The organism is Terasakiella sp. SH-1, from assembly GCF_004564135.1.
Taxonomy (GTDB): Bacteria; Pseudomonadota; Alphaproteobacteria; order Rhodospirillales; family Terasakiellaceae; genus Terasakiella.
This window is the reverse complement of the sequence record NZ_CP038255.1, coordinates 2705909-2728523: the sequence shown is the minus strand read 5'-3', so window position 1 is coordinate 2728523 and position 22615 is coordinate 2705909. Positions and strand designations below refer to the sequence as shown.

The 22615-nt window shown below is 49.0% G+C and carries 24 protein-coding genes and 1 tRNA gene; 14 read left to right on the top strand and 11 right to left on the bottom strand.

Annotated elements, in window-relative coordinates:
• The first annotated feature begins 45 nt into the window (after positions 1–45).
• A complete protein-coding gene (gene proB / locus E4K71_RS12760) occupies positions 46–1185 on the top strand; it encodes a glutamate 5-kinase (protein WP_135080147.1) in 1140 nt (379 codons plus the stop codon).
• Positions 1182–2105 (top strand): glycosyltransferase, encoded by a 924-nt coding sequence (locus E4K71_RS12755; RefSeq protein ID WP_135080145.1) that lies wholly within the window; start codon positions 1182–1184, stop codon positions 2103–2105. Before proB ends, E4K71_RS12755 begins: the two co-directional genes overlap by 4 nt.
• A gap of 3 nt (positions 2106–2108) precedes the next feature.
• On the opposite strand, the gene E4K71_RS12750 is transcribed toward E4K71_RS12755, so the two are convergent.
• The gene (locus E4K71_RS12750) at positions 2109–2840 is read right to left on the bottom strand and encodes a transporter substrate-binding domain-containing protein (protein ID WP_135080143.1); all 732 of its coding nucleotides are present in this window, start codon (positions 2838–2840) and stop codon (positions 2109–2111) included.
• Between the two features lie 54 nt (positions 2841–2894).
• Positions 2895–4106, bottom strand: coding sequence for an MFS transporter (locus E4K71_RS12745; RefSeq protein ID WP_135080141.1), 1212 nt, complete (start codon positions 4104–4106; stop codon positions 2895–2897).
• A 62-nt stretch (positions 4107–4168) separates the two neighbouring features.
• Here E4K71_RS12745 and E4K71_RS12740 point away from each other — a divergent pair, with 62 nt between their 5' ends.
• From E4K71_RS12740 to E4K71_RS12695, 10 genes are all read left to right on the top strand, one after another.
• A complete protein-coding gene (locus E4K71_RS12740) occupies positions 4169–5449 on the top strand; it encodes a glutamate-5-semialdehyde dehydrogenase (protein WP_135080139.1) in 1281 nt (426 codons plus the stop codon).
• A 95-nt stretch (positions 5450–5544) separates the two neighbouring features.
• On the top strand, positions 5545–6144 hold the full coding sequence (locus E4K71_RS12735) for a nicotinate-nucleotide adenylyltransferase (RefSeq protein ID WP_135080137.1): 600 nt from the start codon (positions 5545–5547) through the stop codon (positions 6142–6144).
• A gap of 46 nt (positions 6145–6190) precedes the next feature.
• The gene (gene rsfS, locus E4K71_RS12730; RefSeq protein WP_346504500.1) at positions 6191–6541 is read left to right on the top strand and encodes a ribosome silencing factor; all 351 of its coding nucleotides are present in this window, start codon (positions 6191–6193) and stop codon (positions 6539–6541) included.
• An 11-nt stretch (positions 6542–6552) separates the two neighbouring features.
• The gene (gene rlmH, locus E4K71_RS12725) at positions 6553–7011 is read left to right on the top strand and encodes a 23S rRNA (pseudouridine(1915)-N(3))-methyltransferase RlmH (RefSeq protein WP_135082069.1); all 459 of its coding nucleotides are present in this window, start codon (positions 6553–6555) and stop codon (positions 7009–7011) included.
• Positions 7012–7160: 149 nt separating this feature from the next.
• Entirely contained in the window at positions 7161–7835 is a 675-nt protein-coding gene (locus E4K71_RS12720) for a chemotaxis protein (protein WP_135080133.1), read from the top strand.
• Between the two features lie 131 nt (positions 7836–7966).
• Entirely contained in the window at positions 7967–9529 is a 1563-nt protein-coding gene (gene gpmI, locus E4K71_RS12715; RefSeq protein ID WP_135080131.1) for a 2,3-bisphosphoglycerate-independent phosphoglycerate mutase, read from the top strand.
• Positions 9516–10739, top strand: a complete 1224-nt coding sequence (locus tag E4K71_RS12710) for a peptidoglycan DD-metalloendopeptidase family protein (protein ID WP_135080129.1) — start codon at positions 9516–9518, stop codon at positions 10737–10739. The genes gpmI and E4K71_RS12710 overlap by 14 nt, the downstream gene beginning before the upstream one ends.
• Positions 10736–12052 carry a S41 family peptidase gene (locus tag E4K71_RS12705; protein WP_135080127.1) on the top strand — a complete coding sequence of 439 codons (1317 nt, stop codon included), beginning with the start codon at positions 10736–10738 and terminating at the stop codon, positions 12050–12052. Before E4K71_RS12710 ends, E4K71_RS12705 begins: the two co-directional genes overlap by 4 nt.
• Before the next feature lie 18 nt (positions 12053–12070).
• Complete coding sequence (locus E4K71_RS12700) at positions 12071–13516, top strand: divergent polysaccharide deacetylase family protein (protein ID WP_135080125.1); 1446 nt, start codon at positions 12071–12073, stop codon at positions 13514–13516.
• A gap of 6 nt (positions 13517–13522) precedes the next feature.
• Positions 13523–13999 (top strand): RNA pyrophosphohydrolase, encoded by a 477-nt coding sequence (locus E4K71_RS12695; protein WP_135080123.1) that lies wholly within the window; start codon positions 13523–13525, stop codon positions 13997–13999.
• Between the two features lie 3 nt (positions 14000–14002).
• Here E4K71_RS12695 and E4K71_RS12690 read toward each other — a convergent pair whose 3' ends face one another.
• On the bottom strand, positions 14003–14209 hold the full coding sequence (locus E4K71_RS12690; RefSeq protein WP_135080121.1) for a hypothetical protein: 207 nt from the start codon (positions 14207–14209) through the stop codon (positions 14003–14005).
• A 65-nt stretch (positions 14210–14274) separates the two neighbouring features.
• Here E4K71_RS12690 and E4K71_RS12685 point away from each other — a divergent pair, with 65 nt between their 5' ends.
• A complete protein-coding gene (locus tag E4K71_RS12685; RefSeq protein ID WP_135080119.1) occupies positions 14275–14919 on the top strand; it encodes an NnrU family protein in 645 nt (214 codons plus the stop codon).
• Here the strand turns inward: E4K71_RS12685 and E4K71_RS12680 are convergent.
• The 3 genes from E4K71_RS12680 to E4K71_RS12670 form a co-directional block, all read right to left on the bottom strand.
• On the bottom strand, positions 14907–15971 hold the full coding sequence (locus E4K71_RS12680; RefSeq protein ID WP_167730522.1) for a PQQ-dependent sugar dehydrogenase: 1065 nt from the start codon (positions 15969–15971) through the stop codon (positions 14907–14909). The genes E4K71_RS12685 and E4K71_RS12680 overlap by 13 nt on opposite strands.
• Positions 15972–16019: 48 nt before the next feature.
• Entirely contained in the window at positions 16020–16517 is a 498-nt protein-coding gene (gene gpt / locus E4K71_RS12675; RefSeq protein WP_135080114.1) for a xanthine phosphoribosyltransferase, read from the bottom strand.
• Positions 16518–16640: 123 nt separating this feature from the next.
• Entirely contained in the window at positions 16641–17807 is a 1167-nt protein-coding gene (locus E4K71_RS12670; RefSeq protein WP_135080113.1) for a hypothetical protein, read from the bottom strand.
• A gap of 315 nt (positions 17808–18122) precedes the next feature.
• Between E4K71_RS12670 and E4K71_RS12665 the strand changes: the two genes are divergently transcribed.
• Positions 18123–18199: transfer RNA gene (locus E4K71_RS12665), tRNA-Arg, on the top strand.
• Positions 18200–18539: 340 nt separating this feature from the next.
• On the opposite strand, the gene E4K71_RS12660 is transcribed toward E4K71_RS12665, so the two are convergent.
• The 5 genes from E4K71_RS12660 to E4K71_RS12640 form a co-directional block, all read right to left on the bottom strand.
• Positions 18540–19133 (bottom strand): hypothetical protein, encoded by a 594-nt coding sequence (locus E4K71_RS12660; protein ID WP_135080111.1) that lies wholly within the window; start codon positions 19131–19133, stop codon positions 18540–18542.
• A 259-nt stretch (positions 19134–19392) separates the two neighbouring features.
• A complete protein-coding gene (locus E4K71_RS12655; RefSeq protein ID WP_135080109.1) occupies positions 19393–21624 on the bottom strand; it encodes a DUF6371 domain-containing protein in 2232 nt (743 codons plus the stop codon).
• Complete coding sequence (locus E4K71_RS12650) at positions 21617–21922, bottom strand: hypothetical protein (protein WP_135080107.1); 306 nt, start codon at positions 21920–21922, stop codon at positions 21617–21619. The genes E4K71_RS12655 and E4K71_RS12650 overlap by 8 nt, the downstream gene beginning before the upstream one ends.
• Positions 21919–22275, bottom strand: coding sequence for a hypothetical protein (locus E4K71_RS12645; RefSeq protein ID WP_135080105.1), 357 nt, complete (start codon positions 22273–22275; stop codon positions 21919–21921). Before E4K71_RS12645 ends, E4K71_RS12650 begins: the two co-directional genes overlap by 4 nt.
• The gene (locus tag E4K71_RS12640) at positions 22272–22556 is read right to left on the bottom strand and encodes a helix-turn-helix domain-containing protein (RefSeq protein ID WP_135080103.1); all 285 of its coding nucleotides are present in this window, start codon (positions 22554–22556) and stop codon (positions 22272–22274) included. Before E4K71_RS12640 ends, E4K71_RS12645 begins: the two co-directional genes overlap by 4 nt.
• Positions 22557–22615 lie beyond the last annotated feature (59 nt).

The window sequence follows — 22615 nt, the reverse complement described above, 5'->3', positions numbered from 1 at the left end:
AATAAATCCCCTATAAAACCATAAGAAGACTTCAAGGCAGGATCAATGGGCGATCTTTTTAAAAGTACAAAAGTTACGGATGCCAAGCGCATTGTCATCAAAATTGGCTCTGCTCTTTTGGTGGATGAAAAGCACGGCACCGTCCACCGTAAATGGCTGGAAACTTTAGCCAAAGATATCGCAACAGCCAAAGCCCGTGGTCAGGAAGTGGTGATTGTGACGTCCGGGGCAATTGCGGTGGGGCGTCGCCATCTGGATTTGCCCAAAGGCAGTTTGCGCCTTGATGAAAAACAGGCCGCAGCGGCTTGCGGCAATATCCGTCTGGCCCATGCCTATCAGGAAGTGCTTGGTCATCACCAGATGTCGGTTGCGCAAATTCTGGTAACACTGGAAGACAGTGAAAATCGCCGTCGCTACATCAATGCACGCAATACTATTGAGACTCTGCTTAAGGTGGGGGCTGTGCCGCTGATCAATGAAAATGATTCCATCGCAACGGATGAAATCCGTTTTGGCGATAATGATCGGCTGGCTGCGCGGGTTGCAGCGATGATCAGTGCTGATACGCTTGTTCTTTTTTCAGATATTGATGGGCTTTATACCGCTGATCCTTCAAAAGATAAAAATGCTGAATTTATTGATGTGGTGGAAGCTTTTATTTCTCCGTCCATTGAAGCAATGGCGGGCGGGTCGGCCAGTGATTTTGGCTCAGGCGGGATGATGACCAAGATTGCGGCTGCCAAGATTGCCTTAAATGCCGGATGTCGGATGGTCATCACAAAGGGGAACCCTTTACACCCCTTGAAAGCTTTGGAAGATGGGGCGAAATGTACGTGGTTCCTGCCCGATGCAACGCCGAAAAAAGCGCGCAAGCAATGGATTTCCGGTAGCTTGAAACCGATGGGGGAAGTGATTGTCGATGCCGGTGCCATCACAGCACTTAAGACTGAAAAAAGCAGTCTTCTACCCATTGGCGTCAAAGAGGTCATTGGTGACTTTATGCGCGGGGAAGCGGTCATAGTAAAAGGACCAGAAGGCGAAGAAATTGGCCGTGGCCTGATTGCTTATGGGTCAGAAGATGCCCGCAAAATCGTTGGCCTTAAATCCAGTGAAATTAAAGAGAAACTCGGCTATATGGGCCGAGATGAAATGATCCATCGTGACCATCTGGTGGTAGAGCTATGATTGATATCTCCTACGTCATTACCGTTTATAACAAAGCGGCTTATATGGAGCCGATGCTGAATGGGCTGGAGCGCCAAAGCGGGGATTTTTCACGCGAATATATTTTCGTCGATGATGGGTCTACAGATAATTCCGTCGATTTGATCCGCGAACGCACCAAAGGCTGGGAGAATGTACGTATTATCCAGCAGGAAAATGGCGGCATTAGTGTCGCAACCAACACAGGTGGTTTTGCGGCCCAAGGGGAGTTCATTAAAATCGTCGATGCCGATGATGTACTGACCCATTATGCCAGCCGCCGTATGCTGGAGATGATGCGTGAACATGAGCTGGATCATCTTTCTGCCAAATGGGTGTTGAGTGATGATGTAGAAGCGGACGCGTTAAAACAGGATGATGACAGCGGTCATGTCACGATCATTACTGATCCGTTGCGTGAGTTTATTAAACGCGGTATGGCGGGCTCAACATCCACTATGGTGCGCACCTCAACCTTTAAGGAAATGGGCGGGGCGGACCCGGAAGTCTTTGTTCAGGATGTTTCCATTCCCCTGCGTGTGGCTGCACGGGGCAAAATGGCCTCAACAGATCTATTGGCCGTGATTGGGCCACGCGATGTGGATGGTCGCATGATGGGGGCGCACCCCACTATGGTCTATACCATGAGTGCCAATATGTATCATTTCTTGCGCGATCATCCGGATGTGTCAGTGGACTTGCAGCGTCTTGCCTTTAAGCGATGTGCGGGCCGCGCATGGAAATGGGCAAAGCGTGAACAGGGCAAGGGGGTTTTGTCGAAAGATTTTTATCTTTATCTCATGGCGCAACTCCCCATTTGGTCCCAGACAGCCCCCTGGATCAAGGAAACCCTTCATACATGGGATAAAGAAGAAATCCGCCATCCGCCCAAACGGGGGTGATTTTTATTTTCTGGTGAGGCTGTCCATCGTGCGTTGGTGGATTTTTTCAAGGGCACCTGTTGCAATCATTTCCTTGAAGGTGTGATTTAAGGATGCCCGGACATGGGTATAGTCTTTATGAAGATGGTGATACAGCTGGGCTTTAAAGAGTGGCTGACCAATCATATGGATCGAGGCGCCTTTAAAAAAGGGAGATTGCATAGCCAACTCCCAATCACGCCTAATCACAATGCCCACATCCACGCGCTCATTTAACACAAGCTTTAAAAGCTGGTCATAGGAATTGGCCACATGAACCTGATAGGCCGCCGTGCCTTTTTCAGCATAAAGTTCACCTCGTACAATTGAAATTTCCAGCCCCTTTAAGTCATCCCATGTTTGAATGTTGCGTTTGATGTTTTTTGTAATGACAATCCCTTGAATATCAATGGCGGGATAATCCAGCGCAATCAGGTTCTCGTATTTTTTGTTGGTTCCTTGAATGCGAGCGACCTCACCACTGTAGGTTCCGGCATTGGCTTCAATGATAGAACGACGACAGGGGCGGGCTGTAAAAGAAGGTTTCAGGCCAATGCGCTGGTAGGCTTCTTTGACAACTTCAACAGCGAATTGATGGGTGATATGGAACTCGCAATAAGAAATTTCCGGTTCATTTTCTGCCCCATATAACGCTTTCCCTACAAAAGGGGAAAAGGCCAAGATCGCAATAAAGAGGGTGAGGGTTGATTGCTTCATGATATGTGCCTCCACAGAAACCTGTCTTTAACATGTATAGACTTTGGGGCGCATTTAAACTGTTTTTTGGTCCTTTTGTATGAAATGCATCCAGATAATTACCCCTAAGGCGATGATAAGGGGGGCACCGATGACCATATTCACCCATTCCCAGCCCAGCGCATTTTGAATGGCACCACTGGAAAAACTGCCCAGTGCAACGGTGCCAAAAACAGTGAAATCATTCACAGCTTGAATTTTTGAACGCTCTGTTTCCCGGTAGCATTGGGTCAGAAGGCTGGAGCCACCGATGAACATAAAATTCCACCCTACACCCAAGGCGACAAGGGCCAGCCAGAAATTCATCAATTCAATCCCATTCAGGGCAAAGGCCATACACAGGATATTGAGCAAGGTGCCGATCAGGATAATCGGTAAAACGCCGAATCGCTTAATCAATTTTCCGGTAAAGAAACTTGGTAGATACATGCCCACCACATGCCACTGAATGACAAAGGCAGCATCCTTGAATTCAAATCCGCATCCCACAATCGCCAGTGGGGTGGCTGTCATCACAAAACTCATGACACCATAGCCGATCGCACCAGATAAGACAGCGGTGATAAAGGTTGGTTGCTTGGCAATCTCTTTTAACGGGCGTGCTGGACCATGCTGGTCTTCATGGGGAATGTCTTTTCTGAAACGAACAACCAAAACCACAGCAATCGCTGCGATATAGAGCAGGGACAGGGTGGCAAAACCACCGGCAAAAAGCACGGGTTCAAAATAGTCTTTGGTTTGGGTTGCCAGCCAAGGGCCAAGAAAAGCGGCAATAATACCGCCCGCCATGACATAGGAAATGGCTTGTGGACGGTGTTGGGGTTCAACCAATTCGGTTGCGGCAAAACGTAAATATTGCCCAAAGGCATTGATGATGCCTAAACCAAAACTGCCTACTGCAAACAGCCAGAAGTTACCTTGGAAAATGGCATAAGTGGTCAGGGCTGAGGAAAGAATACCGATCACGAGCCCAATGGTGAAGCCGGCTTTGCGCCCGATCTTGCCCATCAGTAAAGAGGCGGGAATTGTCGCTGCCATCATCCCTAAAAACTGAATGGCCAGTGGTAAGGTGCCCATGGCGGGTTCCGGGGCGAGATAGGTGCCTGTTAAGGCCGTCATGGTCATGATCAGCCCATTGGCACTCATGATCAGGGCCTGGGTTGCCGATAGCAAAAAGACCTGGTTGCGGTCTTTTGCCCAGTGATATGTATATTCGTTCTTGCTCATATGGAGTTGATACAGGTTGCCAGCCCGAAATGAAATGCTTATTTTACGTCCACGTTTGAAAAATGAGGATTAGTGCAATGAGCGCGCAAGATATTACAGCGATGATGGCAGAACTCGGGACGCAGGCAAAGGCCGCTGCGTTGGAATTGTCCATCGCCCCAACGACGCAAAAAAATGATGTCCTTTTAAAAGGAGCTGCTTTGCTGCGCGCCAATGCCCCAAAAATCAAAGAAGCCAATGCCAAGGATATGGCCGCAGGCGAAGAAAAAGGTCTGGCGGCTTCCATGCTGGATCGTTTGATGTTGGATGATGCGCGTATCGAGTCTATGGCGAAAGGCTTGGAAGATATTGCTGAGCTGACTGACCCTGTTGGTGAGGTCATGTCGCAATGGGATCGCCCTAACGGTTTGAATATTTCACGTGTGCGTGTCCCCCTTGGTGTTATCGGCATTATTTACGAATCGCGCCCCAATGTAACGGCAGATGCCGGGGCTTTGAGCCTGAAATCCGGTAATGTAGCGATTTTGCGCGGCGGTTCTGAAAGCTTCCATTCCAGCCATGCGATTATGGATTGCCTAACCGAAGCGTTGGAACAAGCTGGCCTGCCCAAAACCTGTATTCAGATGATTCCGACCACGGACCGGGCTGCTGTTGGTGAAATGCTAACCATGTCTGACACCATTGATGTGATTGTGCCGCGCGGTGGCAAAGGTTTGATTGAGCGTATTACGCGGGAATCAAAAATTCCGCTCTTTAAGCACTTGGATGGCATTTGCCATATTTATGTAGATGCGACTTCTGATGTGGAAAAAGCGCGCAAGGTAATTGTGAATGGTAAAATGCGCCGCACCGGAATTTGCGGGGCAACAGAAACCGTTTTGATCAACCGTGCTGTGCTGGAAACACAAGCATCTACAATCATTACTGATTTGATGGATGCGGGCTGTGAAGTGCGTGGTGATGAGGCTATTCAAGCCCTTGATGATCGTGTGGTTCGCGCTACGCAAGAAGATTGGGGCATGGAATATCTGGATGCCATCGTCTCTGTTAAAGTCGTCGATAGCCTTAGTGAGGCTGTAGGTCATATCAATACATACGGGTCACACCATACCGATTGTATTATCACTGAAGACAGTACAGCAGCTGAGGATTTCCTCAATCAGGTGGATAGTGCAATTTGCGTTTTGAATGCCTCGACCCAGTTTGCCGATGGCGGTGAATTTGGCATGGGGGCTGAGATCGGTATTTCCACAGGTAAGATGCACGCCCGTGGCCCTGTGGGTGTAGAACAACTCACCAGCTTTAAATATAAAGTGCGCGGTGATGGTCACTGCCGTCCGTAAAATCTGTCATCCTCGCGAAAGCGGGGATCCAGTCATCGCTGTGATCTGCTGGATTCCCAATCAAGTTGGGAATGACGCTTAAATAAGAAAGTGCCATGCGCCTTCCTTCTTTTGGACATCATACGAAAATGACAGTTGGTCTGTTGGGTGGGTCGTTTAATCCCGCCCATGCAGGCCATGTCTATATTTCAGAAGTTGCCTTGAAAAAAATGGGGCTGGATCAGGTCTGGTGGCTGGTCAGTCCGCAAAACCCGCTGAAACCAACCAAAGGTATGGCACCACTGGGCCAAAGGGTGGCGTCGGCGAAAAAAGTGGTGCGCAATCCAAAGATTCAGATCACAACACTTGAAACCAAGCTCAACACCCGTTATACCGCCGACACGCTCAAGGCATTGCAGCGACGCTACCCCAACATCCGTTTTGTCTGGATCATGGGGGCGGACAATCTGGCGACATTTCATCGCTGGAAAGACTGGGAGGCGATTTTTGCCAGCTGTCGAATTGTGGTGTTTCATCGCCCGACCTATGCCTTGAATGCGTTGACGTCGAAAACGGCACAACGGTTTTCACAACATAGACTGCCCCAAAGACAGGCATCTGTGTTAAAATATAAAAAACCGCCAGCCTGGGTGTTTCTACCCATTCGCGGAATGGCGATTTCGGCAACTGAGATACGAAACCAAATGAAGGACTAGGACCATCGCACGCAAAAAAAACGGCCAAATCACCTCCAAGGAAATTTTGGATCTGGCTGTCACTTCACTTGACGACGATAAGGCCAAAGATATTATCACGATTGATCTGGCTGGAAAATCAAGCATTGCGGATCATCTGGTGATTGCGTCCGGTACTTCACAGCGCCAAGTGGTCGCCATGGCTGACCATTTGATGGAAAAGCTGAAAGCCCAAGGGCTCAAGGGCCTGTTTGCCGAAGGTAAGGAACAAGGTGACTGGGTGGTAATTGATGCTTTTGATGTGATCATTCATCTTTTCCGCCCGGAAGTACGCGATTTCTACAATCTTGAAAAAATGTGGAACGCACAATTGCCAGAAAGTGGCGCAACGGCTGAAAATTCTGAACATATCGGCTAAGTCTCGTGCATATCCGTACCCATATCATTGCCATGGGCAAATGGAAAAAAGGGCCGGAGAAAAGCCTGTTTGAGACTTATGGTGCCCGCATGCGTCCTGCACCGAGCTTGAAAGAGCTGGAATTACGCAAAAAATTATCGGGTCAGGAACTGAAACAGGCCGAGGCTGAACTGCTTTTAAACGCTGTTCCTACAGGGGCAGTTATTGTTGCACTGGATGAGCGAGGCAAAACACTGAGCAGTCGTGAGTTTGCCACAAAAATCGAAAACTGGCAGGATCAGGGACGCGGAGATATCGTCTTTATTATCGGTGGGGCCGATGGTCTGGATGAATCGGTACGCAGCCGTGCTGATTTATTGATCAGTTTTGGTGCCATGACCTGGCCGCACATGCTGGTGCGTCCCATGTTGGCCGAACAATTGTTCCGTGCATCGGCGATTCTGTCGGGCCACCCCTATCATCGCGATTGATTTTTAGGCGTGGCAGGGCAAATTACTCAAAAAAATCGGTGAATTATACTTTATTTTCCAATAAAGACGTTTGCGCTTTTGACGAAAGCGGGCATAATCCGTATAACTCTGAGTGACGAATTTTACCAATAAGGGGCGAAGCGATAAAAATGCAAGATACTGTCAGCTCATATGCAATGGAGGCCGCAGGCCAACAGGCAGCGCAATACCAACAGGAACTCTTCGGTCAGTGCCGCAATACTTTTGAAGCCTTTCAAGGGCTGGGCGATGTTGCAGAAGATATGCGAATCTTGTCACTGAATGCGGAATTGGCAGCAGGGCGTGCAGGGACGTATGGTGTTTCCATCCGTGCCTTGACACAATATACGCGTGAGCTTGTGAACCGTTTGGAACAGATCAACCTGGAAATGCAAAAAGTCGAATCTTTTGGCGCTGGGGAAGAAGCCTCCGATGCTGCTGAACAGGTTGAAAGCGCTATTGAAGAAAACGCAGAAGCCGTTGCTGCTGTTGAAGAAGAAACAACAATTGATGATATTGCATCTGCCTTGCAGAAATTTGCCAATGACAATGGCGGCGTGAAATACCTCAACGAACAGGCAAAACGTATTGCCGAGGTTGTTTCCCAGTCGAACTCCATCGCGACAAACATGGCGATTGAAGCGGCAACTGCGGGCCAGTATGAAGAAACCTTCACGAACGTAGCAAACGATATGCGCGGGTTTGTGGACACCTTGAAAAATATGGTGACACGTGCGCAAGATTCGATTGAAAAAGCGTTTCGTGCAGAAAAAAGCTTGAAGGAAATTGAGGCATCCGGTCGTTAAGCGACTGCAATTTCTTAATCAGGGTAAATCGTGGGTCGTTTCCTGCTGAACTGCTGCTATTTGTGGCATTTGGGCGGGTTGCGACCCATATATATTACAACTGTTTTGAACTTGAGAGGCCAGACTCCATCATGACAACATCCCTTACACCGCGCCCTACCGTTCTTTGTATCCTTGATGGTTGGGGGGAACGTTCAGATCAGAACGACAATGCCATTGCGATTGCCAATACACCGACATGGGATCGCCTGTACCAGGACTGTCCGACAACACGCCTTGATGCATCTGCTGAAAAAGTGGGCTTGCCAAGGGGCCAAATGGGAAATTCCGAAGTCGGCCATATGAATTTGGGCGCAGGCCGTGTCGTCATGCAAAACCTGCCGCGCATTGATAAGGCTGTGGCGGATAATGCCTTGGGGGACACACAGGCTGTTCAAGATGTGATTTCCACATTGAAAGCCAATGGCGGGACCTGTCATCTGATGGGATTGCTGTCACCGGGAGGTGTGCATTCTTCTCAGGATCATATGGTTGCCTTGGCAAAAACACTGGATGAGCAAGGGGTGAACGTTCATATCCATGCTTTTCTGGATGGGCGTGATACCCCGCCAAGCAGTGCCAAAGAATTTGTGAGCAAATTTGAAGAAGATATCACTGCCCTTGCGCATGTGAGTATCGCAACGGTTTCGGGACGTTTTTATGCGATGGACCGGGATGAACGCTGGGATCGTGTTTCCAAGGCATATGATGTCATGACTTCCGCCGATGGGTTGCAGGCTGACAGTGCGCTACAAGCGATCGTTCAATCTTATGAAAAAGGTGAAACGGACGAATTTGTTTTGCCCACTGCCGTTGCTGGTTATGCCGGGATGCAGGATGGCGATGCGATTTTGATGGCAAATTTCCGCGCAGATCGGGCACGGGAACTTCTTGCGGCCTTGGCCGACCCGGCATTTGATGGGTTTGAACGTTCCAAGGTGGTGTCTTTTGCGGAAAAAACAGGGATGGTGGAATATTCTTCACACCATAACACCTTTATGAAGGCGCTTTTCCCTGCGCAAAAGCTCAATAACATTTTGGGGCAAGTGATTGCTGAGGCTGGCCTGAAACAGTTGCGTATTGCCGAAACGGAAAAATACGCCCATGTGACGTTTTTCCTTAATGGCGGGGAAGAACAGGTGTTTGAAGGCGAAGACCGTATTTTGATCCCATCGCCCAAAGTCGCCACCTATGACCTGCAACCAGAAATGTCGGCACCGGAACTGACTGACAAGCTGGTGGCCGCGATTGAAGCAGACAAATATGACCTGATTGTAGTAAATTATGCCAATGGCGATATGGTGGGGCATACGGGGGTTCTTGATGCAGCTGTTCAGGCTGCGCAAACCGTGGATGATTGTCTGGCTCGTGTGGAAAGCGCCTTGAAAAAGACGGGTGGCACCATGTTGATCACGGCTGATCATGGCAATGCGGAAATGATGAAGGATGAAACCACAGGTCAGGCCCATACCGCCCATACCTTGAATCCGGTTCCTGTAATTTTGGTCAATGCTCCTGCTGAGGTGGCGACTTTGAATCATGGCACATTGGCCGATGTGGCCCCGACAATCTTGCAGTTGATGGGACTGGGGCAACCTGCGGAAATGAGTGGTCAAACCTTGATTAAGGATATCGGTGTCAGTGCGGCGCAATAAGCTTTTTCATCATGTTCTTCTGTTTGGCGCACTTCTGATCTGGGGTGCGCCAGAACCTGTGTTTGCACAAAGCCAGCAGGATGAACTCAAACAAGTTGAAAAAGATATTCAGGCTGAAAAAGATAAAAGCAACCAACTGAAATCCCGCTCAGAAAACCTCAAGGAAGAAGTGTCTGCCTTACGTGCTGAACTGATTGCCTTGTCTCAGTCCGTGCAAAAACGCGAAGCCACAGTCACGCGTTTGGAAGATTCGCTGACCACCTTGGCACAGGAAGAAAAGCAGGCACGTCTGGCCTTGGAAGAACGTCACGGACAATCGGTGGAAACCTTAATGGCCTTGCAACGTCTGGCGTTAAACCCGCCGGAAGCGATTATTGCCTTGCCCCAGCCGCCCGCTGATATGGTGCGCAGTGCGATTTTGTTGCGCTCTATCGTGCCCCAAATTCAGGAACAGGCAATAGTGTTGCGCCGTGAGGTTGAACTTTACAAAAAAAAGCGGGCCCAACTGATCAGCCAGCAGAAAACGTTAAAGCGGGCGAGCGTGAATTTGGAAGATGAGCGCACGCGCCTGAATGTGTTAATTGCAGAAAAGAAAGCGCTCAGTAAACGTTTTCTCACCAAAAGCCGTCAGTCCCAACAACGGGTGGTGAGCTTGAGTAAAAAGGCAAAATCCCTGCGTAGCCTTTTGGAAAAACTCAAAAAAGAACAAGCTGCTGAGGCCAAACGCCAACGCCAAGAACCACGACCGACAATTGAACATGGGGATGAAATTGTATTGGGCAAGCCGCCTAGTGGAAAACCGATTGACAAGGCCAGAGGGCAATTGTCTCGTCCAGTGACCGGGCCGATTGTCATGAATTTTGGTCAAAAGGAAAAACTGGGTGGAAAACATAAAGGCATCAGCATCAAAACCCGGCGTGGTGCACAGGTTGTGGCGACCTATGATGGACAAATTGCCTTTGCAGGACCATTTAGAGGGTATAAACAACTCTTAATCATTGATCATGGCGGTGGATATCATACACTACTGACAGGGATGGATCGTATTGATGTATCTGTGGGACAATGGCTTTTAAGCGGTGAGCCGGTTGGGGTGATGTCGTCCAGCAGATCCAAGAAGGCGAATCTCTATTTTGAACTGCGCAAAAACGGCGCACCAATTAATCCGTCGCCTTGGATGAGGCGACAAAACGCAAGGGCGCAAGGATGACCATTCGATTTTCCACGGCGATTACTTTTCTCGCCACGTTTCTGTTGATCACCCCTTCTTTTGCACAAGAGGCGAAACAGGAAGATCCGGCAAAGACCTATCAGCTACTCAATCTGTTTAGCGAGGTTTTTGAAAAAGTTCGCACTGATTATGTGGAAGAAAAGACCGATCAGGAAATTATCGAAGCGGCCATCCAAGGCATGCTCTCTTCGCTTGATCCTCATTCCAGTTTCTTAAATGCCGATCATTTTAAGGATATGCAGGTTCAGACAAAGGGCCAGTTTGGTGGTTTGGGCATTCAGGTCTCTATGGACCCCAGCGGTTTGGTTAAAGTCATTTCTCCAATTGATGATACACCGGCCTATAAGGCAGGGATCAAGGCCGGGGACTTGATCAGCCATCTGGATGGTGAAGCCGTTTCCGGTCTGACCCTAAATCAGGCTGTCGATAAGATGCGTGGTCCGGTGGGGTCTGACATTACCATGACGGTGCGCCGCAACGGGGAAAAGCCTTTTGATGTGACCATCACACGTGCTGTGATCAAGGTGCCAAGTGTGCGCAATCGTTTGGAAGGCGATGTGGGATATATCCGTATCACCAGCTTTACTGAACAGACCGAAGCCGGTTTGAAGCGGGCCATTGACAAGTTTAATAAGGAAAAAGGCGACCGCTTGAAAGGGATCGTGCTTGACCTTCGTAACAATCCCGGTGGTTTGCTGGATCAGGCCATTGCAGTTTCTGATGCATTCCTGGGGCGTGGTGAAATTGTCTCCACCCGTTCGCGCCGTGCTGAAGACATCCAGCGTTTCAACGCACGCCCCGGCGATATTGCCGATGGGTTGCCGATTGTTGTCCTGATCAATGGCGGGTCTGCATCAGCTTCTGAGATTGTAGCAGGTGCCTTGCAAGACCATGCTCGTGCCTTGATTTTGGGAACGCGTTCCTTTGGTAAAGGGTCTGTTCAAACCATTTTGCCCTTGGGTGTTCATGGGGCGATGCGTTTGACCACAGCGCGTTATTATACGCCAAGTGGGCGTTCCATTCAGGCTGTAGGAATTGAGCCGGATATCAAGGTTGAGCTCGCTAAAATCGAAAAAATCAATGCTGGCGGGGGAACGCGGGAAGCAGATCTTCGCGGCTCATTGAGAAACACAGATGACAATGCCGAAGAACGTCAGGACAAGGCGGATAAAGAGCGCAATGGCGATAAAAAAGAGAAGGAAGAGCTGGTGGATTATCAGCTCAGCCGTGCACTGGACTTGATTGAAGGGATTTCCCTTTATTCTGAAATGCCCCGCAATACCGAGGAATAATCAAAGGTAAGACAAGAGATGGCTGACGATCTTGACGATACGCTTGATGATGTAGATCTGGATGATACGCCCAGTGGGGCAAGCGGGGTTCCTTCCCCAACGGATTTTCCGGATGATGACGATTTCGATTTTGACGATGACTTCGACTATGATGACGAAGGCGGCAAAAAGAAATTTGATTTCAAGGCATTGCTTGCTGATAAGAAGAAACTTGCCATTTTTGGCGGGGCGGCAGTGGTGTTATTGGCGGCCATCGGTGGCGGAACCTATTGGTTGATGTCAGGTGACGAGGGAGCTGAGGAAACGGCAGAGGCAACTGGTGGTGCAAAAACATCTGGCGGGATTGGCGGTGCAGTTGGTCTGGCTTTGCAAACAACAGCCACGTCCGGCTTGACACCGCAATCCAAATTAACAGCAGGTGGCGCAACAGGCGGTGCTAAACTCACCGCTGACGGTGGTGCGAAGTTAACCGCAGGCGGCGGGACCAGGTTAAGCGCTGGTGGTGCAGCTATGGTTGCCAGTCAGGTTGGCGGCGGTATGGGGGGCTATGACCCTAAAAATACGGCCAATCCCCTGTCCACAGCCGCCGTTGGTGATGTTGGGATTAATATTCCGGCGGTGTTACCGTCGTCGGTTTCTGGTTTTGGGGCACCGAAACAGGCCCAGCCCCCTGCACAGGCGGTAGATAAAAACCTGATGGAAGTCACCAAGGACGGGTTGGTTCCTGCGGTGGCGAAAGACGGGCGTGAACCTTGGAAATCTTATGCCCGCCCGTTTCAGGGCAACGCAAGTGAACCTATGGTCGGGCTTGTTGTTACAGGACTGGGCTTAAGTGATTCTTTGACTGAAGCTGCAATTGACCATCTCCCCCATGATGTGACGCTGGCCTTTAGTGCCTATGGGCGTGGGATTAAAAAATGGGTGGAAAAAGCTCGTGCCATGGGGCATGAGGTTTTGTTGGAACTTCCCATGGAATCCGGTAGTTTCCCGGCTGATGACCCTGGCCCCCTTGCGATGATGACATCCAAAACAGCCGGAGAAAATTTGAAACTTCTCAACCTGATGATGGCAACGGCACAGGGCTATGTTGGTTTCATCGGGCAGTATGGTTCTAAATTCATGCGCAGCCAAAAGGCCATGTCTCCGATTATGGGAGAGTTGAAAACCCGTGGACTCTTTTTCATGGACCCACGCAGCACCGATGGCAGTGTTGCCTTGGAAATGGCCGATGAGATGCAAATGGCACGGGCGATTTCTGACACCAACATCAACAGCAATGCCAGTGTGAAACGTATTCGCGCCCAACTCGATACTGCTGCAACGGTGGCGAAAAATCGGGGGGCAAGTGCGGCGGTGATTCGGATCACCCCCAATAGCCTGAAAACAATTCGGGAATGGGCTGCGGGCCTGCAAGGGGTGAAAATTGCACCGATGACCAGTTTGGCCGGGCGTCAGGGGACCTGATTGGCAATGGCAAAAGAAAAAAGTAAAAAGAGTTTACCTTATCGGCCCTGTGTCGGGATTTGTCTGTTTCATCAGGATGGGAAAGTCTTTGTTGCCGAACGTCTGGATACGCCGGGGGCTTGGCAATTTCCACAAGGGGGGATTGATAAAGGCGAAGACCCTTATGATGCTGCCTTTCGCGAGCTGAAGGAAGAAATCGGTACGGATAATGCTGATTTTTTGGCGAAAACAGATGACTGGCTCCATTATGATTTGCCAGACCACCTGATTGGCAAGGTATGGAAAGGGAAATATCGCGGCCAGAAGCAAATCTGGTTTGCCTTTCGCTTTAAAGGTCGTGATCAAAATATTGACATTAATACCAAGCACCCGGAATTTTCAAAATGGCAATGGGTGGAACTGGCTGAAACCGTTGATTTAATTGTGCCGTTCAAACGCGATATTTATGTGGAAATTGTCAATCAGTTTAAACGGTTTGCTTGAAACTTAATTTAACAGTTCCGGGCTGACATCGGCTTCATCTTCTGCCGGGCTACCAAGAGGATCGACTTCAACACGATCGGCAATCATGTCGCAGGCATCAGCATTGGTGTTCATTTGATCATGAAGTTCTGGATTCTGTTGACCTACGGCACGAAAGAAATTAGACGCCGCGCGCAGGAGTTTTGCAGCCAGTTCAGCATTGGTAGCCATGATTTTTCCTTTTTATCTGGTTTCTGCCTCTAACCTAAACAGCTTAATGGAAAAGGCAACAGCTTATGTCTGATTTGATCATCGCAATGAGTGTCTTTTTACTCGCACATATCATTCCATCCTATCGACCATTACGAGCACGTCTGGTTGAGCGTATGGGTGAAAAAATATTTATGTCTGTTTATGGCATCATCAGTTTGTTTTTATTTGCATGGTTGCTCCATAGTTACCTAAAAGCACCTTATATGGGATTATGGGCAACACAGGACTGGATGCGATTTGTTGTGCTTATCGTGATGTATACCGTTTGTGTTTTGCTGATTTGTACCTTCAGTCAGCCCAACCCTTTTTCATTGGGCAAAGGGGGAAAGGGATTTGATCCGGCCAATCCCGGTATTGTGGGGCTGACGCGTCATCCGGCCTTTATCGCTTTTGCCCTTTGGTCTTTTGTCCATATGCTGCCCAATGGGGATGTGGCTTCTCTTTTATTTTTCGCTTTGATGGGGGCCTTAAGTCTATATGGGCCAAAATCACTGGATGATAAACGCAAGGCAAAAATGGGAGAAAGGGACTGGCAAGAGCTAAAGGCGCGCGTGGTGACTGGCTGGCCACATATTGGGGCACAACGGTTTCTTGCTGCTTTTCTCTTATATCTCCTGCTCTTTTTTGCGCATGAACCTGTGATCGGGGTGATGCCTTATTTATGGTAATCAACAATATAGACTTTGTCTTCGCTATCATCTGAAATCAGTAAGCGCCCATCAGCCCATGTGGTCAGATCAACCGGACGCCCTGACACATCATGCTCAGCATTGAGCCAGCCGGAGATAAAGGCTTCTTCTTTTAAAACTTTGCCATAATGGTCAAAAGCTAGAAAAGAGATTTGATAGCCGACAGGAATACTGCGGTTCCAGGAACCATGTTGGGCGACAAAGACGCCTTGACGGTAATATTCAGGAAAGCGTTTCCCTTGATAAAAATGAACCCCTAAGGGGGCGACATGGGCCTGAAATTTGTGAATGGGCAGACGATTTTCTGGAAGCTGGTGGCGCAGAAATTCTGTGGTGCGAGTATCACCACCACCAAAATAGGGGTAGCCAAAATGCAATCCGCCAAGAGGGGCGCGGTTTAATTCATCCGGGGGCAGGTCGTCCCCCATATGATCTGCGCCATTATCACTAAAAATCAAATCCTGTGTTATCGGGTCAAAATCAAAACCGACGGAATTGCGCACCCCTTTAGCAAAAATTGAGGGGACCCAACTTGTTGGATCAAACCTGAGAATTGTACCTTCCTGCCCGCGTAAACTACAGATATTGCAAGGGGCGCCAATACTGATATATAGCCCCCCATCTGGTCCGAATTTGGCATATCGCCAGCCATGCCAGCGTCGATCAGGGAACTTATCAAAGAGAACTTCTGGAGAGCGTAGTTTTTTAGGGCGCTGATCACCAATATGGAAACGAATCAGACGGTGCTGTTCAGCCACATAAAGATAGCCGTCTTTCCAGGCAATCCCATTGGGGACTTTTAGGCTGTTAATCAGACGGATTACATTGTCGGCTTTGCCATCATGATTATGATCCACAATCATATGGATCGCAGAACCACGCGAGCCCACAAAAACAGCGCCTATTTCCGGGGCGGGTGCAAGGCTGCGTGCACCGGGAATATGGGCAAATTCGCTAAGGCTAAACCCCACAGGCAAGCGAAGATCCGCCCAGCTTGGTGAGCTAGACAGAAGAATGAAAAGAATGAGCAAATATCGCATCATTCCCAAAGCATAGCATATTTTTCTGAGGAAGTCCGATCAGTCAGATTTTGCGGCAATCGGCTTGCTATATTGCAGCTGGGTATCCCATGGAAAGAAGACCCATGTTTCCTGTTCGACCTCTTTGACGAAGCTGTCGACCAGTGGTTTGCCTTCGGGTTTGGCATAAAGGGTTACGAAATAAGCCTTGGGCATCATTTCACGAACGGCCTTGGCTGTGGTCCCGGTATCAACAAGGTCATCAATCATCAGCCAGCCTTCACCGTCGCGAGCTTGTGTTGCTTCTTTCATCACGTTAACAGAACCGCTTAGCTCTGCAGCATCGTCACGGTAGGCTTCAACACAAACGGTCTCAATCAGCTTGATCCCCAGTTCACGGGCCATAATGGCTGCGGGGATTAAACCACCACGGGTGATCGCAATAATGCCTTTGAAAGGGGCGCGCTTGGAAAGTTGACGTGCAAGAACACGGGTATCTTTATGGATTTCAGCCCAGGATACGACTTCAGATACAATATCATCTTCTAAAGAGGCCATGACTTTCCCTTTCATTGGTGCGATTGGCCTTTTTAATAACTTGAACAGCTGGTCAAGTCAAAGGGGATAAAAAAACCGATCCATATTTCTATGAATCGGTTTTTTTTAACTATGGCTTTTTGCTTAACGAAGATAGAGGTGAACTTCGTTGGCTGTCGCTGTAGGACTGGTGCTTGCCCCCAAAGCAACACGACTTGGTGGCAGACCCATTTCAGTTAAGTTGCGCAGAACCTGTTCGGCCTGACGGCGAGACTGGGTTTTGCCAAGGGACTGTTGACCTGTGGATACACGTTCCGGGGACACAGCGACCAGATCAAACATCGCATTCGGACGGCGGTCTAGAACCTGGCTTACTGTTGTGTACAGGGCCTGTTGGTAATTGACTTTGTTGCGATCAAAGCGAATGACGACCAATGGACGGCGGTTTGGTGACAAGGCCGTGCGTTGGAAGCTTGGGCGTGTCGCATTGGATGTGATGCCTGTGTTGGCAACAACCATCCGGTTGGAAAGCGACGCCCCGTAAATTTCACCCGCCTTCACACCAGCAGCCAAAGCGTTCAGGTTTGCACGTTCAGCCGCAACATAATTTGTCTGGCGACGAACATCTTCTGTGACCTCTTTGAGCAGGCGTTCAATCAAAACAACCGTCTGGTTGACTTCATCTTGCAGGATGGCCAGTTGACGGTGGTCTTCATCAACCGCACCGCTCAGCCCGAATGTGGACTGAACAGATTCCAGCATATAAGCGGACATGGCAGAAACTTCGGCGACTTTTTGTGTCAGCGAACTCATTTGCGCAATGTCACTGCTGATGCGATCCAGATCGGAAAGAGAGCTGTTAAACTGTTGTACCAAAATCGGGTTGCCCGGTGTGGTGCCCACTTGCAGACGCGCATTAATGGCAGCGACGGTTCCGTGGTAACGCTGCGAATCCTGAATTGTTTTGGCGCGCAGGTTCTGCAGTTCCGTATTATGGATACGGATTTGTTCGATCAATTGGGACAGTTCGCCACGCATGGTGACCACTTTTTTCCCAACGAACGTTCCTGTTGCTTCACCTTGCGTAATTGGTGCAGGTTCGAAATTCGTTGTACCAAGAACGGGTTGACCCGCACTGGCGATTGTTGAGTTTACCGCAGCTTGCTGTGCTGCAGTTTGTTCTGACGTAGCAGTGTTTTCTGCCGGGTCTTCCCCTGTCAGGGAAGGCCACAATGCTTCTTCTGTAAAAGAGCACGCAGATAACGCGAGTGCGGAAAGTACAACCCCTGCCTTTGACCACTTAAGAACCATAGTGTACGGCTACCTTTGTTTTAAGTCTCGAACTTGGCCTATACGAAGGGCCAAATTTTATGATTTGTGATTTCCCCAGAGGTATAAGCCTAGGTTCCCCCAGATAAATGCGAGCAAATCTTACCCTAAAGCAAGTCCTTGGGACAAGGGCGTATTTACGTTTTTTCCACTCTTAAGGGGATATTTTTTAGCGAATATCATTTTTTTGAAAAAAAGTTCATTTTTCCTCTTGACCAATGAAGGCCATGTCGCTACTTTCCGCGCCACCCACCGAGGGGTTCCACACAGAACTTATCGGAACGAGGGTAAGGGTAAGCGCCCATAGCTCAACTGGATAGAGTACCTGACTACGAATCAGGCGGTTGGAGGTTCGACTCCTTCTGGGCGCGCCACTTTCACCCAGCTAAGTCAAACACTTAGCTGGGTGTTTTCCTTTTAGGGTATATTCTCAAAAATCATTTGGACGCAATTTGGACGCACTCGGTATGGTTTCGTGCTGTTTCATCCCCCAGCGCATATCTGCCTTCTGCTCTCCTCCTTATATATTCTTTTTAAGAATCTAAAAGAATCCACCTGTCCAACCTGTCCAAGTGTCCAATCCGCAATGAAAACAGATGTTTATTTTGGACACCTTGCATTTTAACCTGTCCATAAGGTGTCCAGATTTGACAAAATTAAAACTGGCTGTTGCTGCAGCCGGTTTAGGTAAAGGGAAATTATCTTTTATTTTTTCTATGGTGCCTCAGTTTTGTTATCCAACCAGCCATGTGATTGAAGGTCACGCGCCATTTCTGCTTGCCAATTCATTGTTTCATCTTCGATCATCGTAACGGTAACGGCATCCAGATTGCATTTTCGTTCAAGACGGTTCCCCAAATCCCTAAGGTTTGTTGACAGATAGCTGAGCAATTTTTCCATAGTGGAAACTACATCATCTTTTTTGATGAGTTCACCGCGTTGCAGTCCAGCTTTATGTTCAGCTATTACCGTTTCAGCTGCTTTCTTACGAACTTCCAGTGGTAATAGGGAGACCCCTTTATCTTCACCACCTTCCAGATCGAGGCTGGATTGGTGGCGTATCAATTCTTCATCTTTTTTTCGAGCTTCTTCTATAGCTTCCTTTTCTACGGATTGTCGCCAGGTATTTAGTAGATCTAGGTCAATCTGATACGACTTACCATGTCCACCCCATTCTTTTACAGGGCAGTCGCTACCACCTTCAGGCCATTTTTGACGTATGTCTTTTAGCCATCTGCGAAAGGTTGTTTCAGAAACGGACACAGCACTAGCTGCATCTTGAACGCCAAATAAGTTTTTATCACTCATTGTATTCTCCTAAAGTATTGAAATTAAAATAAAAACCAAAACAAAAATCAATAGATAAAATAAAATTAAAAACCAGAGAAAGGCCGCGCCTCCGCTGACCCGCTCGTGGAATAAAGGGTCAGAGGGACCCATGGGACTATGTGCTGAGGGTGGGGATGAAATTATCCAGATGAGCCACAGGGTGGTTTAAACGGACATGTATTAAGGGCTTGCGGCTATAGAGAGAAAGAGGGGGTGGGATAATAGGTCATTGAATAACTTACGGATCGGATGGTTCTGAGATTCTCTCAATAAGCCAGAAACGATCCCCGCTTTTAGCACGCTCGGTATGAATGCCGATGGTACGTAAGCTCGGCGCAATACGTTTCATCGCTGTTCCCATGCCAGATGGTGTCTTGGGCCAATGACCTGCACGCCGGGTTGTATCAGGTACATAGCCGTTAATGCGTTCAAGTAAGGCGCTGGCCGTTCCTTTATAACGTGTACCTTCATCGACGATCTGAATGATAGCCTGTATCAGCGGATCATCTTCTACACTCAGGCGAATGGCATTCTCTCTGTTTTCTTTAAAGACCGGCACAAAGGAATTTTCAATCCAGCCAAGTCCCTGTTCAGCGGCTGTGATCCATTCAGCGAAGTCAGCCATGCGGGGCGCTTCTTTCATTTGAACGGTTTCAATATTGCGTATTGCAGCGGATACAGCATCCAGTAAGGCCCCAAGCACACCAGGTCGGGCCTCTTCAAATGTCTTCTTTACTTCTTTCATAGTGCGGCGCTGGTTTTCTGGAATTGTCGGGAGTTCGATAACAATTGATCGATCTCCTAAATCTGGCCGGGAAGCAAGGCCGGGGATACCGTTCATCAACATGGGGCGCTGGGCTTCCAGAACAGTCTCACCCTGATCACTGTGTAATTCCCGTGTGGCATAGCCGCCACCAGTGGCTAAGCGACACAGCGCGTCTGATAGCCATGGGGAAACACCTGAAACATTGTCATAAACCAATACCCTGTTGTTTACGGCAGAGACCATCAAGTCGCGTTCATCACGGGGCTGAGAACGGATAGAGGACCGATTTGGGTCGATCAAGTCGCGCAAGAAACGTGATACAGTAGATTTAGATGAGCCCTGTTGCCCATTGATTAAGAGTATGGGGTATGGGCCATCGGGCCTTAAAGCACCGACCAGCCAGGCGACAATAAGCCTGAAATCATCTTCTGTGCCTGTATTGATGAAGTCGCGCATTCGTTCTATAGTTACGCCTTCTTCCGGTTCCGGCAAAGGCTGCATGGAATTGGAGCGTAAGAACTTAACTGGCGCACGGTCTATCACACACCAACCGTGCGCCGTTACTTCTACGGCCTTCCAAGCTTTGTCACATAAATCCAAATAGACATTGCCATTTAGGCCACCGATACGGCGACATACTTGGCGTTGAGGGCTTTCGTGGATTGCCTCAGATTCCATAACCTTAAGACCATCTTCCAGCGCCTGACTTCCTATCGCTCCTCCAAATTCTTTATAATAGCGACCGGATAGCCATATCCTGAAATCCCTAGAGCGGATCGGCCAGTTTTCCCAATGTCCGTTTATGTGAATAGACGCATAGGCATTACGGTCATCGTCATGCCAAAGCTCAATCTCATCTATGATGGAAATAAGTAAATCACGCTGAGGAATACGACCGCTGCTTTCTTCTGTATCAGATGAAGCCGCCCCCTTTTTCTTCCCTGTTCGGCCCGTCTTGTCCTTGCCTGTCTCTGTGTGCCCCTCTTTTGAGTTTAATATCTCATCTGCCGGTTTAGCTTCCCGCAAGAAAGTAAGGGTTTTATCCTCGTCCCAGCCATCTAACTCGGCGTCCGCAGCATCCCAGCCTTCATAAACATTGTCAGGTGGTCGGCATATGGAAACCTGTGCAGAAACCTCGGCCAGCGCCTTTGCAGCATATCCGGCATATTTCATGCCCGGAGCATCGGCGTCAGGCCAGATGACAACGCGACGCTTAGCGAGAGTGCCCCAATTGGCATGTTTGGCTGCGTTCGATCCACCCAATGTGGTCACTGCAATAGCTTTTGGCATTAGCCGCGCACAGGCATCGGCTGCTTTCTCGCCTTCACATAAGATAACCGGCGCATCGGGGAATTGTGCCAAAAGGTGAGCATTATAGATAGGACGAGGCTCAAGTGGAGCCATCCAGCGCCATTGTGTCTTGCCAAGTTTTGAGTTCGTGCAATAGCTGGCCGGGATTACTTCTTTGCCACCACCGGGTAGATCGAAGCGATGGACGATACAGATCAGCTCCCCTGTCACGCTGCGATAGTAATATTTAGTATCCGCGTCACCATGTTTATAATGTGGTCGCGGCTCACCGGCATGAGCAGGCACAAGAAGCAAGGGCTCCCAATCGCCCTTGTTGTTTGAACGAGGGCGCTGGGCGGGTTTCTTTTCATTTTCACCAAGTGGCCGGAAGATTTCAGCCTTATCCTTACTCATAGGCATCAACCCCTAGCATCTCGGCCAAGGCCAAAGCAGATTCTTTCTGGCTAATGCCGGTTAGGAAAGCGCCAAGGCTGACAATGTCGCCGCCACTGTCACCTGTAGCAAAGTCACCCCATTTGCCGGAATAAAGATTAACCTTGAAGCTGCCGCTATGCCGGTCATTGCGCAGCGGGTTTTTTGCGACATACTCTGCCCCTTGGGTTTTGCCATCCGGCAACCAACGCGCCAGAATGGAGGGGAGGCAGGACAGGGCAGTACGATTTATCTTTTCGAAGTCGATGCGCTGGGTCATTGGCTCACCCCCTTGGCAGCAAATTGTTTAAAGATACTTCTCGCCTCATCGTAGATTGCCGCCTCAGAATTAAGGGCGCATTTGATATCCAGTGCCCCACCACCTGATAGCATCAGGTCTTCACAGCGGCTGGAAATCATACGTGCAGCATTGGCCTTCCAGCAGTGTAAATGTCCAAATCTGACATAGGACTTTGCCCAAGTCTGATATTGCGGATTGCGTGAGGTTTTCAAAAAGTCTTGTGCCAAACGTTCTGCATCGTCACCGGCAGTTCTGTATAGAGCTCTCAAGTGACGGGCAATTACAGGCGAAACGTCACAGATAAAGTCGGAAGAGGATTTTGCAATAATCATTGGCCGACACCTGCTTCTGAAGTGGAAGAAAAGCTGTTGTCAGCAATCCATCGTAAGACATCAGTGCGGCGGTAGCGGATTTGTTTACGCCCACAAGTGATGAACGAAGGGCCTTTGCCTTGAACTCGCCAATTAGCAAGTGTCCCTGTACTGTTACCTAATAAATAGCCAGCTTCTGCTGGAAACAATAGAGCGTCCGGATCGGTTGGAATGGGACGACCTGCGGGTTCATTGTTTGCAACGTTGTCAGGAAGATAGGGAGATTTAATAGAAGAGTTCATGATCGTGTTTCCTAAAAATGAAGAACACGGTCACTATTGGTAAATTTGAAGTGTGTACC

Coding starts and splice junctions, on each gene's coding strand:
- E4K71_RS12700 (WP_135080125.1), top strand. CDS start 12,071: ATGGCTGACGATCTTGACGATACGCTTGATGATGTAGATCTGGATGAT.
- E4K71_RS12660 (WP_135080111.1), bottom strand. CDS start 19,133: ATGAGTGATAAAAACTTATTTGGCGTTCAAGATGCAGCTAGTGCTGTG.
- E4K71_RS12750 (WP_135080143.1), bottom strand. CDS start 2,840: ATGAAGCAATCAACCCTCACCCTCTTTATTGCGATCTTGGCCTTTTCC.
- E4K71_RS12690 (WP_135080121.1), bottom strand. CDS start 14,209: ATGGCTACCAATGCTGAACTGGCTGCAAAACTCCTGCGCGCGGCGTCT.
- E4K71_RS12720 (WP_135080133.1), top strand. CDS start 7,161: ATGCAAGATACTGTCAGCTCATATGCAATGGAGGCCGCAGGCCAACAG.
- E4K71_RS12670 (WP_135080113.1), bottom strand. CDS start 17,807: ATGGTTCTTAAGTGGTCAAAGGCAGGGGTTGTACTTTCCGCACTCGCG.
- proB (WP_135080147.1), top strand. CDS start 46: ATGGGCGATCTTTTTAAAAGTACAAAAGTTACGGATGCCAAGCGCATT.
- gpmI (WP_135080131.1), top strand. CDS start 7,967: ATGACAACATCCCTTACACCGCGCCCTACCGTTCTTTGTATCCTTGAT.
- E4K71_RS12655 (WP_135080109.1), bottom strand. CDS start 21,624: ATGAGTAAGGATAAGGCTGAAATCTTCCGGCCACTTGGTGAAAATGAA.
- E4K71_RS12740 (WP_135080139.1), top strand. CDS start 4,169: ATGAGGATTAGTGCAATGAGCGCGCAAGATATTACAGCGATGATGGCA.
- E4K71_RS12645 (WP_135080105.1), bottom strand. CDS start 22,275: ATGATTATTGCAAAATCCTCTTCCGACTTTATCTGTGACGTTTCGCCT.
- E4K71_RS12685 (WP_135080119.1), top strand. CDS start 14,275: ATGTCTGATTTGATCATCGCAATGAGTGTCTTTTTACTCGCACATATC.
- E4K71_RS12640 (WP_135080103.1), bottom strand. CDS start 22,556: ATGAACTCTTCTATTAAATCTCCCTATCTTCCTGACAACGTTGCAAAC.
- E4K71_RS12745 (WP_135080141.1), bottom strand. CDS start 4,106: ATGAGCAAGAACGAATATACATATCACTGGGCAAAAGACCGCAACCAG.
- gpt (WP_135080114.1), bottom strand. CDS start 16,517: ATGGCCTCTTTAGAAGATGATATTGTATCTGAAGTCGTATCCTGGGCT.
- E4K71_RS12695 (WP_135080123.1), top strand. CDS start 13,523: ATGGCAAAAGAAAAAAGTAAAAAGAGTTTACCTTATCGGCCCTGTGTC.
- E4K71_RS12755 (WP_135080145.1), top strand. CDS start 1,182: ATGATTGATATCTCCTACGTCATTACCGTTTATAACAAAGCGGCTTAT.
- E4K71_RS12735 (WP_135080137.1), top strand. CDS start 5,545: ATGCGCCTTCCTTCTTTTGGACATCATACGAAAATGACAGTTGGTCTG.
- E4K71_RS12705 (WP_135080127.1), top strand. CDS start 10,736: ATGACCATTCGATTTTCCACGGCGATTACTTTTCTCGCCACGTTTCTG.
- E4K71_RS12650 (WP_135080107.1), bottom strand. CDS start 21,922: ATGACCCAGCGCATCGACTTCGAAAAGATAAATCGTACTGCCCTGTCC.